Origin of the sequence: Paenibacillus sp. FJAT-27812, from assembly GCF_001273905.1 — a bacterium.
In the GTDB taxonomy this organism is placed as follows: domain Bacteria; phylum Bacillota; class Bacilli; order Paenibacillales; family Paenibacillaceae; genus Pristimantibacillus.
Genome location: NZ_LIGH01000001.1, coordinates 2,583,174 through 2,597,242 on the forward strand (window position 1 = coordinate 2,583,174; position 14,069 = coordinate 2,597,242).

14 protein-coding genes and 1 riboswitch are annotated in these 14,069 nt (G+C 47.0%); of the genes, 13 read left to right on the forward strand and 1 reads right to left on the reverse strand.

Annotation, left to right across the window (positions count from 1 at the left end):
- A partial coding sequence (locus ADU23_RS33175) for a prealbumin-like fold domain-containing protein (protein ID WP_197286059.1) occupies positions 1-1,160 on the reverse strand: 1,160 nt, incomplete at its 3' end.
- A gap of 33 nt (positions 1,161-1,193) precedes the next feature.
- Positions 1,194-1,275: riboswitch (cyclic di-GMP riboswitch) on the reverse strand.
- 249 nt (positions 1,276-1,524) lie between these two features.
- On the opposite strand from ADU23_RS33175, the gene ADU23_RS11130 reads away from it, so the two are divergent.
- From ADU23_RS11130 to fliD, 13 genes are all read left to right on the forward strand, one after another.
- Complete coding sequence (locus ADU23_RS11130) at positions 1,525-1,986, forward strand: hypothetical protein (RefSeq protein WP_053373813.1); 462 nt, start codon at positions 1,525-1,527, stop codon at positions 1,984-1,986.
- Between the two features lie 147 nt (positions 1,987-2,133).
- Positions 2,134-4,251 (forward strand): DEAD/DEAH box helicase, encoded by a 2,118-nt coding sequence (locus tag ADU23_RS11135; RefSeq protein WP_053373814.1) that lies wholly within the window; start codon positions 2,134-2,136, stop codon positions 4,249-4,251.
- Positions 4,248-5,129: a ComF family protein gene (locus ADU23_RS32085; protein ID WP_053373815.1), complete on the forward strand. Its 882-nt coding sequence runs from the start codon at positions 4,248-4,250 to the stop codon at positions 5,127-5,129. The genes ADU23_RS11135 and ADU23_RS32085 overlap by 4 nt, the downstream gene beginning before the upstream one ends.
- Positions 5,130-5,243: 114 nt before the next feature.
- On the forward strand, positions 5,244-5,660 hold the full coding sequence (locus ADU23_RS11145) for a TIGR03826 family flagellar region protein (protein ID WP_053373816.1): 417 nt from the start codon (positions 5,244-5,246) through the stop codon (positions 5,658-5,660).
- Between the two features lie 111 nt (positions 5,661-5,771).
- Complete coding sequence (gene flgM / locus ADU23_RS11150) at positions 5,772-6,038, forward strand: flagellar biosynthesis anti-sigma factor FlgM (RefSeq protein ID WP_053373817.1); 267 nt, start codon at positions 5,772-5,774, stop codon at positions 6,036-6,038.
- Positions 6,039-6,046: 8 nt separating this feature from the next.
- Complete coding sequence (locus ADU23_RS11155; protein ID WP_053373818.1) at positions 6,047-6,550, forward strand: flagellar protein FlgN; 504 nt, start codon at positions 6,047-6,049, stop codon at positions 6,548-6,550.
- 19 nt (positions 6,551-6,569) lie between these two features.
- Positions 6,570-8,129 carry a flagellar hook-associated protein FlgK gene (gene flgK / locus ADU23_RS11160; RefSeq protein ID WP_053373819.1) on the forward strand — a complete coding sequence of 520 codons (1,560 nt, stop codon included), beginning with the start codon at positions 6,570-6,572 and terminating at the stop codon, positions 8,127-8,129.
- A gap of 27 nt (positions 8,130-8,156) precedes the next feature.
- On the forward strand, positions 8,157-9,116 hold the full coding sequence (flgL, locus tag ADU23_RS11165) for a flagellar hook-associated protein FlgL (protein WP_176707810.1): 960 nt from the start codon (positions 8,157-8,159) through the stop codon (positions 9,114-9,116).
- Between the two features lie 11 nt (positions 9,117-9,127).
- Positions 9,128-9,694, forward strand: a complete 567-nt coding sequence (locus ADU23_RS11170) for a DUF6470 family protein (RefSeq protein ID WP_053373820.1) — start codon at positions 9,128-9,130, stop codon at positions 9,692-9,694.
- 109 nt (positions 9,695-9,803) lie between these two features.
- Positions 9,804-10,196 carry a flagellar assembly protein FliW gene (fliW, locus tag ADU23_RS11175; RefSeq protein ID WP_231637355.1) on the forward strand — a complete coding sequence of 131 codons (393 nt, stop codon included), beginning with the start codon at positions 9,804-9,806 and terminating at the stop codon, positions 10,194-10,196.
- A 12-nt stretch (positions 10,197-10,208) separates the two neighbouring features.
- Positions 10,209-10,433, forward strand: a complete 225-nt coding sequence (csrA, locus tag ADU23_RS11180) for a carbon storage regulator CsrA (protein WP_053373822.1) — start codon at positions 10,209-10,211, stop codon at positions 10,431-10,433.
- Between the two features lie 141 nt (positions 10,434-10,574).
- Positions 10,575-12,338 (forward strand): flagellin N-terminal helical domain-containing protein, encoded by a 1,764-nt coding sequence (locus tag ADU23_RS11185; RefSeq protein WP_053373823.1) that lies wholly within the window; start codon positions 10,575-10,577, stop codon positions 12,336-12,338.
- A 205-nt stretch (positions 12,339-12,543) separates the two neighbouring features.
- Complete coding sequence (fliD, locus tag ADU23_RS11190) at positions 12,544-14,058, forward strand: flagellar filament capping protein FliD (protein ID WP_053373824.1); 1,515 nt, start codon at positions 12,544-12,546, stop codon at positions 14,056-14,058.
- The last annotated feature ends 11 nt before the right edge of the window (positions 14,059-14,069 follow it).

The window sequence follows — 14,069 nt, forward strand, 5'->3', positions numbered from 1 at the left end:
GTTGGCGGTAAAGTAGGCGTCACATCAGGCGTCGGTGATGCTGTAGGTGTTGCAGTAGGCGTTGGTGTCGGTGTGGGTGTCGTTGAAGGCGTAGGCGTAACGCATAATTCGCCTGTGCTTGCGAGTAACAGTTGTTTACTCGTGCTCCAATACACCGTTAAGGTATTAGCGATAGGATTGCTATCTGCTACTGTATTTGTTGAAAACGAAACGGTAGCTTTTGATGGAATACTTCCTGCTCCCGTCTGGTTAGAGCCTTCTATCTTCCATGAATACGGGACATCAATATTGCTTTCGTTCGTTACTTTCCAGCTTCTAGTTTCATTCGGGTTAACGGAGCATGCCGATTCAATTTTTAACTTTGGTGAATTGATGACAACTTTTAACTGGGTAGAGTCGGTCGTAACCGCAATTTGCTCGTTCACCGCCAAATCGGTTGTGAAGCCGTCGAGTGTCAATTCCTTCAACACGTAATTGCCGATCGGCAGGTTATTAAACGAAAGGGTGCCGTCACTGCCCGTAACTCCGCTTTTGAAAAGCTGGTTATTTTTCCATAGCTCGAAAGTGATGCCCGCATGAGGAGCGCCTTCTACGTTGTTTAACAGCTTATTGATGACGATATTGCCCGTACAGCTGTTTTGCAGCTTTAGATTCCAGGCTAAAATTTTGTCGCCATGGGCGCCAGTGCCTAGCACTTTGAGCAAATCGCCGCTGTAAATGTCCAATTGATAAGGAAGGCATTTCGGAATCGTAATCGTAATGGTGTACGTGCCAGCTTTATCAAAGGCAATGGACTGCCCGTCAAAATAGGTTTGCTTATTGTAAGGGATCGTCAAATCGCCTGGCCCTGGAGCCCAGTCAGCAGGAGCCACATAGGAGGAAAAGCTGACTCTTACACAATCGATCTTTGTCTTAAAGGTAGCCGTTGCCGTGCCGTCACCATTAACAACGATATTGGAATGGCTGGCAATAACGTTATTGCGGTCGTTCGAATAGTTCTGGCAGCTATTTTCGGTGTTAGGTACGGGTGTAGTAGCCCCGCCTCCGCTGCTCTGGCCACCGCCGTTCTGTCCTTCAGCCATAACGAAGGAACCAAGCGCAAGCGAAAGGATTAATATAATGACCAAGCTCATAGTAAACTGCTTTTTCCAATAACGCATCGTTCACTCTCCTCTTAGAGTAGATAGTGGGTTCTAAGAGGGCCGGTTACACTATTGGCTCCATATAATCCAAGTGTCCATATGCAGATTATACTTCATCGCTTCCCTAGCTTTTACGATTGAACGAAGTCCACCTTCTCCCTGTAATCTATGCTTGAAAAACGTACTTATGCAAGGATGTAGTTCGATGATAACATATATAATAAATTGCTCAAGGGTGTTTCTTTGTCGTAATTTGACTATTATTTTCAGCATAAAACCGGGTATTTCTTGGACATGGCGCACATTTTGTCATCTTGTCCTCCGCTTGCGGAACCAGTGGGCGCTTCGTGGCATATAGTGTCACAAAGAGGAGGTGGCCGCTATGTTTGAGCTTCTACTTTTAGTGATTGGATGTTATGCTTTGGCTGCATTGTCGGTGCATCTGGCGTTTCGAATTCGGCGCAGAAGACAGCAATCCAGCAAGCATTATGTGTTTGTAGCGGACGTTCGGCAAAAAAATATGGAATGGCATATGCGTTCATTGTTTTCTTTCTCGAGAAGGATGGGCAAGGATGTCCGCCTGACCATTGTCGATCGTGGAGTGACGGATGAGACGCGTGCTATTGTCGAACGGTTGGCTAGAAGCGGCAATAAGGTTACGATACACTCCGGAGAAAATGTGCCGCAAACGGAAACCGAGGGTGGTAAGCGCTCACAAAAGGATGGAGTTGACGGCACACAGCTGCTATGGCTGCTGCAGGCAGAAGGAATTGTATCGCAGTCTGATCATGCGGTGCTGATTGATTTGCAAAATCCGTCGGATTTGTCGAAAATGCCATTTTAGTATATAATTTTCTGTAATTGAAAAACCGGAGTGAAGCACACTCAATGACGCGGGATGCGTTGTTGGGTGTGCTTTTTTGTCGTTCGGGCGATTAGAGGAAGCGTTTTGCTATTGATTAAAGGAAGAGTGCGAGGGGAGAGAAGGGGAATGAAGGCTCATGTGTATGTTGTGGAGGTCCGAGGGTGTTGGCAGGCCGCGGTAACGATTAATCCGGAGATAGATAAGCAGTTTTGGATGGACGGTAGATTTGGGAAAGCAGGGCGTCTGAATGAGAAGACAGCTGATTCTGGCTGGCTGTTAAAGGAGCCACTGCCGCTAGGCGATGCTTGCCTTGCAGCTGCGCTTTGGGAAGACAGGCATAAGAGAAGTAAAGAGAGAAAGGCTGCATTGGACATGAAAGCAAGCGGAAGAAGGGATAGAGCGGAGTATGAGGAGTGGATAGAGCTGCTGCTGTCTTGTATTGAGATGGCTAAGCGAAGCGGGGAAAATGAAGGGAAAGCAGCTGGGAGCGGGCGATGGTGGCCGCTAGGTGGCGGAGGAAAGCGGGAAAAGGCGAGAGAGGGGAGCTTGTTTGGCTTGGTGGAGCAGTGGAAAGTTGAAAGGGATTCGGCGAGCGAATGGCGAAAGTTGGATGCTGCTGCGCATGTTGGCGCTGTGCGCAAGCAAGGGGGAGAGCGGGAGCGGGCGATTAGTGAGGCGGAGCTGGGAGAGATCGCGGCGGGAGCGCAGCTTGCCGCGGGTTTGATGCAGGGACGTGCGCTTTTGCGAAGCGAGGCGCTCGCCCTGCTCGCTGGCGCGGGCGGGCCCGGCGCCGCGGTGAGCTGGAGCGGAGTGCTCCAGCTTGCCGCGCTGCTCGGGCGGGTGCGCCTGAGCGGATCGATCGCCGCCGGGGATGGCGGGCGATTGGACGCTATGGGGCGCCGCAGGCGCGAGCGCAGCTGTTTGCGCTGCGGGAGCGGTGAGGCGTTCATGCACCGCACGGCATGTGCCGCGTGCGGGCGGTTGTGCGCCTATTGTACGGCGTGCATTGGAATGGGGCGAAGCCGTGAATGCGAGCTGCTCGTTATAGGGCAGCATCCTGCGCTTCATGGGGTGCAGGCGGGACGTGGCCGGCCGCTCAAGCCGTTGCCTTTGGAGCGGCGGCTTGCGAAATGGAGCCTGAGCCCAGCGCAGAGCGCTGCAGCTGCGAAGGCGCTTCGTTTCGTCGAAGAGGAAGAGAATGAAACATTGCGGTCAACAAGCAAATCCGTGGAGACGAGAGATTTTTTATTATGGGCGGTTACGGGAGCAGGCAAAACCGAAATGATTTTTCCGCTGGTGGAATCGGTACTGCTGCGGGGCGGCAAGGCGCTTATCGCAACGCCGCGCCGCGATGTCGTGATCGAGCTGGATCCACGTATTCGCAAAGCATTCCCGGCGGCTTCAGTAGTAACCTTGTATGGCGGCAGCGAACAGCGCTGGGAGGCCGGGGATATCATATTAGCTACGACGCATCAGCTTCTGCGTTTCTATCAGGGCTTTGACTTAGTCGTTGTAGACGAGCTTGACGCCTTTCCCTACGCCGGCGACCCTATCCTGCATTATGCGGCGGACAAAAGCTGCGCGCCTGGCGCTGCCCGGCTGCTATTATCCGCTACGCCGCCAGCGGAGCTGCAGCGAGCAGCGAAGCGCGGTAAGCTTCCGCATGCTAGGGTACCCGTGCGCTATCATCGTCATCCGCTGCCCGTTCCGCGCCTTTACCAAACGCCGGCAGTGAAACAAATGCTGCAGCAGCGAAAGCTGCCATCCAAGCTGCTGGCGGCTATGAAGGCCTCCATTGAGAGAAATGCCCAGCTGTTTGTATTCGTTCAGCAAATCGCGCAGACCGAGCCAATGGCTGCATTGCTGCGAGCTGTGTTAAACCATCCATCCGTAGCAGCAACCTCATCACAGGATGATGATCGATCGCAGAAGGTTCAACGTTTTCGCGCGAGGGAAATTCGGGTGCTGGTCACGACCACCATATTAGAGCGAGGAGTCACCATTCCGAGAAGCGATGTCTACATTCTAGATGCGGATGGACGGCTTTTTGACGAAGCATCCTTGGTCCAAATGGCAGGCAGGGCAGGGCGATCCGCCGATGACCCGTTCGGCCGCGTTTATTTTTGCAGCCGCGAACGCAATCGTTCGCAAGTATCAGCCGTTCGCCACATTCAATCGATGAACCGCATGGCTCGCAAGGAAGGCTACTTGCTCCCCGCCAGCAAAGGAGGCTCGTCAAAGTGACCGACTCGCCGCAAGCATGGCTCCGGCGTCTCCAATCCGCCTTCGCCACTACCGCGGAGCTGCTCGCTCCAACGTCTGCCGCATGTCTCTTATGCGGCAAACCGCGAACCGAGGCTCGCAGCTCGGGCAGCTCCAACCCATCGAAGCTGACTCCCCAGCTTCGAAAGTCGCTTTGCGGAGCATGCCTCTCCGCAATCCCATGGCTCACCCGCATCGCCTGTTCCAGATGCGGCCGCGGCATCGCATGCGAGGACTGCATACGCAGTCCGCATCGCGCATTCGTATGCAACCGCAGCGCGGTTTACTATGACCCAGCGATGAGGGCGATGCTTGCTCTATATAAATATCGTGGGAACGAACGATTGGCCCCATTGCTAGGCGATATGCTGCTGCCTGTTATAGAGGCGATGACCGCTGAGATTGCGGAGCGACAAAATGCGGCAAGCGGAAATGCTAAAAGATCAAAATGGAAATTAGCAGATTATTGGGATGCCGTCACCTATGTCCCTATCAGTGAAGAACGAGCAAGCGAGAGGGGCTTCAATCAAGCAGAGCAGCTTGCAAGCCATGTTGCGAAGCGCTATCGCTTGCAGCTTCTGGACCTGCTTGTCCGTGCGCGACATTCGGAAAAGCAAAGCTTCAAAACTCGCTCCGAAAGAATGCGAGATACAAGGTCTCTTTTTAGCGTGAACGTTGGCTTGCTTCGCATTTTGCTTGACCCGGCCTCTAAAGCACAGCACTCTCGGAAAACAATTCGGCTCCTCCTCATTGATGACATTTATACGACGGGAAGCACGGCAGAAGCCTGCTCACAAGAATTGCATCGGCTGGCGAAGCGTCCGCTGGAAATATACATTTTGACCTGGGCGCGCTCCTAAGCGATATAATATTCATAGGATCGTAAATAGATTCATAGTGAAAAAGTTAACGCTTTCGATTAGAATAAAGCTAATCATATGATTCTTTTGACAGAAAAAGGAGGGCTCAGAGCGATGAATTTGGATAATTGTCCTCGCTGCGGTAAGCTTTTTGCCAAAAATTTTAGGGATGTATGCCCGTCATGCATGCGAGATATTGATAAAGAGTACGAGCTTTGCGCAAACTTTTTGCGTGAGTTCAGGGGTTCGATTATTACTGAAGTAGCAGACGCTACCGGCGTGTCCATTAAACAAATTACGAAATTTATCCGCGAGGGACGTATTTCGATCGTGAACGCTCCTAATATGTCGTATCCATGCGAATCTTGTGGGACGCTTATACGCGAGCATCATCTTTGCGACAACTGCCGTCATCGGATCGACAAGGACAAAAAGGAAATGTTCGATAACCTCGCTAAGCAGGCCGAAGTAAAAAGCGCATATAAGCCAACCGGTGTATATAAAGGCTTAGAAAGATACAAGGATAAATAGATGAATTACTGTTAATATTTTCATGACTATAAAATTTCACTTGACCGAAGCCGATAATACTTGTAAAGGTAATCGGCTTTTTTAGTTTCCGTAAATAATGAGGTGGATAAAATGAAAATAAACGAGACGAATCGTATTGGCGCGCTAAATCCATACCATAAGCAAAATGAAGCAAGATTGAGCGCAGAAGGCAAGACAAAGAAGAAGGACGAGGTCCAGATTTCTGCGGCTGCCAAGGAGATGCTGACGACAAGCAAAGCGAGCGGAGCGGACAGAACAGCACAGATCGAGCAGCTTAAGCGTTCGATTGCATCGGGCACGTATCATGTGGAAGCCGGCAAAATCGCCGAGAAGCTGCTTCCCTACTTGAAGGAGTAGTTCTCTAAATGAATGAATACATCCAGCAAATATTAGAGGTTTTGCAAGAGCTATTAGATGAGCACCGGCAGCTAATTGAATACGGCAATGCAAAAACAACGGCCATTACCGTGAACAATGTGGAGACTCTTTCATACATTTCCAGCAAAGAAAAGAAGTGTCTCCAGCGCATACTGGAGCTTGAGCAGCGGCGAATCTTTCTGATCGGGAAATATATGCTGGATCAAAAGCTGACTAGCCATCGTTCCTTCAAGATGGACAAGCTCATACAGGCTGTCTATCATGCCAATGAGAAGCAGCAGCTTCAGGCCCTATGGCAGGAATTGTCGGCAGCTCTTGCCAAGCTTCAAGACATCAATGAATTTAATCAGCAGCTTGTAAAAATGACGCTGGAGCATTTGCATTTCACGCAGGATCTGCTGCTCGGACCAACGGAGGACGAAGCAACCTATCATCGCGCTGTTCAAGGCATGGCCTACAATCGTACTGGCCGCTTTAATATAAAGACGTAACAAGAGAGGACAAAATACGATGGCATCGACATTTCATGGCTTAGAAACAGCAAGGCGCAGCTTGTTCACGACGCAGTCCGCTCTAAATACAACAGGACATAATATAGCGAATGCTAACACGGCAGGCTATTCGCGCCAAGTCGTAAACATGACCGCTTCAAGACCGATTGATGCAGTAGGCTTCTCCAAATCAACAGCGGCAGGCCAACTTGGTACAGGTGTGGAGGCAAGCTCAATCACACGCATTAGAGAGAAGTTTCTGGATAATCAGTACCGCAATGAAAATAAATCGTACGGCAACTTTACGGTTCAACTGGATACGCTTCAAAAGTTGGAAGGAATCATAAATGAACCAAGTGATACGGGCTTAAGAACGGTGATCTCGAATTTTTGGAATTCGTGGTCGGATTTAAGCAAAAACCCGGAAAACGCTGACGGACGCAAGGTTGTATTGGAACAAACGATGGCGATGGTTGATGCATTTAATTACACGGCAAGACAACTAGGCGATCTGAAAACCGATCTAACCGAAAATGTCCAAACCAATCTAAACACGGTGAATTCCTTAACAACAAACATCGCGCAGCTAAACGGTGAGATCCGTCGGATCGAAGGCTTAGGCGATAACGCCAATGACCTGCGTGATCAGCGTGACCTGTTAACGGACCAACTTTCCGGTTTGATCAACATTCGTGTTGAAGACCAAGCAAATGGCTACAGGATTACAATGGGCGGTACTGAGCTTGTTCAAGGAACAGCAACATCTGAGCTTGATATGCCGGGTGTTGAGCAAGCTATTGCATCAGGCGACCTGAATAGTGGTACGATTTACGGCACAATGTATTCCAGAGATCATTTTGTAGAAGGTTACATTGGCGAACTGAATAAGCTCGTACAAACGATGGCAACCGGTGAGTTTGAGATAACGCTTCCCAAAGGCTCTGTATTGCCAGAAGGAACAGTACTTAATAATGTAACCTACACGGGTACAAATCGAACGCTAGCTGAGGATACGACTGTTACGGTTAAAGGTTTAAACGGCTTGCACCAGCTTGGCTATTCACTGGCAGGCACGGAGGCAGGACTGCCATTGTTCACGGATAGTACGGGTGGGGTTTCAGGACTTACAGCGGGCAACATCACCCTTAATCCTGCGATTGTTGCTAATTCCAATTTGCTAGCCTCTTCTATGCGTGTAACTACGAATGCTGACGGTTCAGAGACAGTTGTTAGCGGCAATAATTCGTTGGCGGTGCTTTTCTCGCAAATGAGAGATACTCGATTTGATTTTGACCCAAGCGCTGGAGAAAACAAAAACACGATGGATGCCTATTTCCGTTCCGTGGTTGGGCAGATCGGCGTTCAAGCGGCTGAGGCCACAAGGATGCAGACAAATCAACAAATTATAGTAGAACAAGTGGAGTCGCGCAGACAATCGGTAAGCGGTGTTTCGCTCGATGAAGAAATGTCGAATATGATCAAATACCAGCATGCATATAATGCTGCAGCACGGAATATGACGATGATTGATGAAATTTTAGATAAAGTCATTAATGGCATGGGCCGGGTAGGTCTGTAATGATTAAAAACATGGAGGTGATATATTATGTCGCTGCGCGTTACACAATCAATGATGAACTCACAGCTATTGCGTAATGTATCCAGTAATATGGGTCGTATGAACAACCTGCAAAATCAGCTTTCGACCGGTATGAAAATTAATAAGCCCTCTGATGATCCAGTAGGCATTACGTTTGCTTTGCGATATAGAAGCGAAATTGATTCTAATGCTCAATATACAGAAAACGTAGATTCTGCGTTATCCATGCTACAATATACGGATACAACGATTGGCCAAGCCGGTGAGATTATGCAACGCTTTCGGGAACTCATGGTAAACGGCTCTAACGGAACGAATGAGCAGACCAGCTTGGATGCCATTAAAACCGAAGTGTCGCAATTGTTTAATCAAATGATTGAGATCGGCAACAGCCAATTCAATGGCAAACAAGTATTTAACGGGGAGTTGACGGGAACCAAGCCTTATTCCGCAATGACACTTGAGCAAGCCATTGACCCGCTTGCTGTTCCTCCGCAGACAAAGGCCTATAATAATGCCTCAGACCCAGGCGCAATTAAGTTTGAGTTGGCGCCGGGAATGACGCTTGCGACAAACATAACGGGGAACGAGGTATTCGGAAATCCCGTTGCATCTGACACAGACACAAACAGCGATAACGTATTCCAGTTATTGCGCCGTGCACATGATATGCTTTCTTCTGGGGACCAGAAGGGACTTTCTAACTTAATTGGGCAAGTAGATACGAGAATGAATACGATGCTTACCAAGCGCGCGGAAATCGGAGCAAGGATTAACCGTGTGGAGCTAATCGAGAACAGACTAAAGGATTCTGAGATCAATCTCCAGACAGTGAAGTCTAAGGTTGAGGATGCGGATATCGCCGAAGTTATTACGAACTTAAAGGCGGAAGAAAACGTTTATCAGGCTTCTTTATCCGTCGGGGCGCAGCTTATTAGACCAAGCCTAGTTGACTTCTTGAGATAAGGGAGTGCCTTATGCAAATTCCTCAAATCCAGATTCGCCAATTTCCGGCCATGCTTTCCATTGATGCAGATATGGGGAAACAGTCTTTGGAGCAACCACAAGCGACCGTGGAAATGGAACAGATTCGCCCGGAGCAGCATTTTACAACCTCAAGAAGCCGGCTTGAAGTTAATCAGGATCGAGCCTGGGATGCTTTAGCACTAGGCGGGAATTTAGAAACGATGAGCAAAATCTATTCCATGGCATCGGATATGGCTCTCCGAGGTCTGGCTCGCATTGTAGAACAGGGAAACCGTATGGCAGACATTCATTTAGGCGGAAATCCAATTGCAGAGAGAGCTAAAGACTGGCAACGGACTTTTCCTGAATTTGATTTCAGCGGAGAAGCTTCTTATGATAACGTTGATATTTCCTACACACCTGCAGAAGTTTCAATTGAAACAACGCCGGGGAGAGTCAATTTGGACGTACAAGTGAATCGGCCTGTTCATCAGTATGAGCGAGGTAAGCTAGAGATTTATATGAGTCAATATCCGAAGGTCGAAATCATTCCTCCCCAAATTGACCAGCTTATATAAAATATGCGCTTTCGAAATCAGAACTATAGACCAGCAGCGTAACTGAACGCAGTTGCGGGTCTATAGTTTTATTTATAATATTGGTAACCATATGGAGGAGGGCAATACTGTGAGTGCAACTACATCAGTGTATCATTTCGAGCAAGGTATTCCGGGTTTTGAACATCTTCATCACTTTGTGTTCTCAGACCTGGAGCAAGAGCTGCCAATCAAGCTTATGCAATCCGTAGATGATCAAGAAATCTCTTTACTAATCGTTAACCCATTCTTCTTTTATCCGGAGTACGAATGGGAGCTGTCCGATTCGGCTAAACAGGAATTGCAAATCCAAACGGAACAGGATATTGAAATCTGGTCGATTTTGACGATGGCTACCGAACCGTCAGGGGCTACCATTAATTTGCTGGCTCCGCTCGTCTTGAATCCGAACCAAATGACTGGGAAGCAGCTCATTCTTCATGACAGTACTTACAGCTCGCGGGCCCCGCTTAATCGAACATAAGGAGGAACAGCCATGCTCGTTTTATCTCGCAAAAGCGATGAATCCATTATTATAGGTGGCAATATCGAGATTGTAGTATTAGGCGTGGAGGGCGACAATGTTAAATTAGGTATACGGGCTCCGAAGGAAGTAGACATTTACCGCAAAGAAATTTACTTAACCATTCAAGCCCAAAACCTTGCAGCAGCCAAGCATCCGTTACCATTAGATGAAGTGACGAAGCTGTTCAAAAAATAATTCGTTTTTTTGGATAATTACTATAAACAAAAAAAATGATCTGTCGATATATATATTAGCACGGTGAAAAGGGCGGCCGACCTATAACCGTAAGCTTCCGCAAGGATGCGGATACTCGAAAATTTCAAGGAGGAAATAACAATGCGTATTAATCACAACATCGCTGCTTTGAACACACACCGCCAACTAGGTGCTAACAGCGCAGCAACTTCCAAAAACATCGAAAAACTATCTTCAGGTCTTCGCATCAACCGCGCTGGCGATGATGCAGCAGGTCTTGCCATTTCCGAAAAAATGCGCGGTCAAATCCGTGGTTTGGACATGGCTGCTAAGAACTCCCAAGATGGTATCTCTTTGATTCAAACAGCTGAGGGCGCACTGAACGAAACTCACAGCATCTTGCAACGTATGCGCGAGCTTGCTAACCAATCAGCAAACGGAACGAATACTGATGCTGACCGTGGCGCTCTTCAGGACGAAATGAACCAATTGACTTCCGAAATCAACCGTGTAGGTAACACTACTGAGTTCAATACTCAAAAATTGCTTCAAGGCGATGGAAAATCCAACCTTACTGGTACTGGACTAGATATCTCTGCTCTTTCCACAAGCACTGCTGGAACTGATGCAACTTCGCAAGAAGTTAAAATGACTTTTGACTTGAACGCTGGACTAGCTGCTGGTGAGACATTAGCAGTTAACATTAACGGCAAGGCATTGACACTTACATTTGCAAATGGCGGTGGTAGTGCAGTAGCCGGTGATGTTACTAACCTAACAACATCTGGCGCTACAATTGACCTTGGCGGTGCCACACTTGGTGCTGTAGCTGGATCTGATGCTAAAGCTACAAAATCAGCGGTAGAAACGTTGCAAAAGTTGATTGATGGTGACGATTCACTAAAAGGTAACTTTAAAGTATCTGAAAATGCTGGAGTAGTTACAATTGAAGCTATTAAAACTGGTGAATACGCTGGTTCCAAAGGCAACATGAAAATTACAACAACAACAGATGCAAATGTAACTAGACAAGCAAATACTGGTGCTGCTGGAGCTATGGCTGCATTTGTGAATGCTGGCGCACAAGTTATGGGTACGAATACTGATGGTACGTCTGCAAAAACATCTATTGACCTTGCATCCATCGATTTCACAAAACTATCAACTTTGGTTGATAAAGGACTTACAATTAACGGAAAACAAATCCAGTTTTACAATGCTGACAATGGAACGTTTAATGGTAACGGTAGCTCGATTGGTATTGACATCAGCGACGTAACAAATGAAGCTACTCTAGTAGATGCAATTGTAAAACAAGGTAAAATCGATGGCGTTACTTTGAGCAAAGAAGCGGTTACTAACAACCTAGTTGTGACATCTGCTGCCAAAGGTGCTGATAGCAGCGTAAAAGTAATCGATGGCGGAGTACAAGAAGCTTTCAAAACTTCTTTCCAAATCGGTGCTAACAGCGGTCAATCGATGAGCCTTGAAGTGAACGATATGCGCTCTAAAGCACTTGGTATCACTGGTAAAGCTGGCGATGCTGGTTTCACTAAATCTAACTCCGTAACTGATGGTACTAACGATGTTAAAGGCGAAGCTGCTTTGAACATCTCCACTAAAGATGATGCTGCTAAAGCAATCGCAGTTCTTGATAAAGCAACTGCTTCTGTTTCCAGCGAGCGTTCTAAACTTGGTGCGGTACAAAACCGTCTTGAGCACACAATCAACAACTTGGGAACTGCTTCTGAGAACCTAACAGCTGCTGAATCCCGTATCCGTGATGTTGATATGGCGAAAGAAATGATGGAACAAACGAAAAACAACATCCTTGCACAAGCTGCACAAGCTATGCTTGCACAAGCTAACCAACAACCGCAAGGCGTTCTTCAATTGCTTCGTTAATTCTAATGGATTGCAAGGAGACTCTAGATTATCTAGAGTCTCTTTTTTTATGGCTAAAGTTATCGCTTTTTATGATTATCCCTAAACTATCTTCTATTTATTTCCGATACTACTAGTAGTAGATACAAACGATAATGTGAACTAGCCAGCAAGATAATGCTCTATATAAAAATACCAATAGATGAGAAAAGGTAGGAGGAAGATTATGATAAATTCAATCCGCATGAGTGGATTAGCTTCGGGCCTTGATACAGATACGCTTGTTAAAAACCTAATGAAAGCTGAAAAAGCGCCGCTCAATAAGCTGCTCCAAAAGAAGCAGACCGAGGAATGGAAACGTGATCAGTTTAGAGAGATGAACTCTCTATTATTAGATCTTAAAAACAAAACCTTTGATATGAAATTGCAAGGGACCTACCAGAAGAAGGTATTAGCATCAGGTAACGAAAATCTTGTAGCTGCTAAGCAAAAAGGGGTCCCAAGCACCTCCAATTATGAAGTTAAGGTTACAGACCTTGCTGAAGCGGCCAAAGCAGCATCTGTGAAATTTACTGCCAGTGGACTGGCAGATGGATCTGCCGAAATTGGCGAGGCATTTGATTTCAAAATAGGCGCAACCACGATTAGTGTTGCAGCAACTGATAACATCAATAGTATAATAGCTAAGGTGAATTCCAATTCATCTGTAACAGGAGTTACCGCAAGCTACCTGCAAGATGATAAATCCATCACATTTACAACAACGACAAGCGGAGCAAGCGCGGCTATCTCCATTACTAACACAGGCGGGTTTGGCACGAGCAACAAGCTTGGACTATCTACGGGTACGGTTAACAATTCTGCGACAATAACGGATTTTGCTACGAATAAGGGTTTCCAATCGTCCAAAGACGCTAAGCCTGGCAATGTCCAAATTAACGGAATTGCTTATCAAGTCAATAGCTCAACCTTCACATTTGATGGCGTTGAATTCAACATTAAAGCTGTCGGTACGACCCAAGTCAGCTTAAAGCCAGATGAGGATGCTATTTTTAAATCGATTAAAGAATATGTTGATAAATATAATGAAATTACAAATAAGATCAATACTAAGATAACGGAAGCAACCTATAGAGATTTTAAGCCCTTATTAGCTGAGGAGAAAGAATCGCTTTCGGAAAAGCAAATCGAGCAATGGGAGGACAAGGCGAAGAGCGGATTGCTGCGTCAAGATTCACTGCTCTCTAATGTTTTATCTGAAATGCGGCTTTCTCTATCGTCGAACTTACAGGGCTCCGGCATAGACTCGAAATATGACAATCTATCTGATATTGGTATTACTTCCGGCAGTTATTCGGAAAAAGGAAAGCTGTATATCAATGAAACGAAGCTGCGTGAAGCAATCTCCAAAGATGGTAACGCGATAATGGATTTATTCACTAAAACGAGCACCTCCACGGACCCTGCAACAAAATACAAAGAGAGCGGTCTAGCTCAGCGGCTTTACGATCAAATTAACAGTACAATGGGTAAGCTAACGGAAAAAGCAGGAAGCATTGCTTCACTCGTAGACAACAGTACGATAGGCAAAGGATTGAGCAGGCTTAATACGGATATTAACAAGTGGAGCACTAGGCTGGTGGATATCGAAGATCGGTATTGGAAGAGATTTACTGCTATGGAGACCGCGATGAGTAAAGCAAACTCACAGAGCGGTTGGCTGTCACAACAATTCAAATAATGAATAATCAA

Coding starts and splice junctions, on each gene's coding strand:
- ADU23_RS11130 (WP_053373813.1), top strand. CDS start 1,525: ATGTTTGAGCTTCTACTTTTAGTGATTGGATGTTATGCTTTGGCTGCA.
- ADU23_RS11135 (WP_053373814.1), top strand. CDS start 2,134: ATGAAGGCTCATGTGTATGTTGTGGAGGTCCGAGGGTGTTGGCAGGCC.
- ADU23_RS11145 (WP_053373816.1), top strand. CDS start 5,244: ATGAATTTGGATAATTGTCCTCGCTGCGGTAAGCTTTTTGCCAAAAAT.
- flgM (WP_053373817.1), top strand. CDS start 5,772: ATGAAAATAAACGAGACGAATCGTATTGGCGCGCTAAATCCATACCAT.
- ADU23_RS11155 (WP_053373818.1), top strand. CDS start 6,047: ATGAATGAATACATCCAGCAAATATTAGAGGTTTTGCAAGAGCTATTA.
- flgK (WP_053373819.1), top strand. CDS start 6,570: ATGGCATCGACATTTCATGGCTTAGAAACAGCAAGGCGCAGCTTGTTC.
- flgL (WP_176707810.1), top strand. CDS start 8,157: ATGTCGCTGCGCGTTACACAATCAATGATGAACTCACAGCTATTGCGT.
- ADU23_RS11170 (WP_053373820.1), top strand. CDS start 9,128: ATGCAAATTCCTCAAATCCAGATTCGCCAATTTCCGGCCATGCTTTCC.
- csrA (WP_053373822.1), top strand. CDS start 10,209: ATGCTCGTTTTATCTCGCAAAAGCGATGAATCCATTATTATAGGTGGC.
- ADU23_RS11185 (WP_053373823.1), top strand. CDS start 10,575: ATGCGTATTAATCACAACATCGCTGCTTTGAACACACACCGCCAACTA.
- fliD (WP_053373824.1), top strand. CDS start 12,544: ATGATAAATTCAATCCGCATGAGTGGATTAGCTTCGGGCCTTGATACA.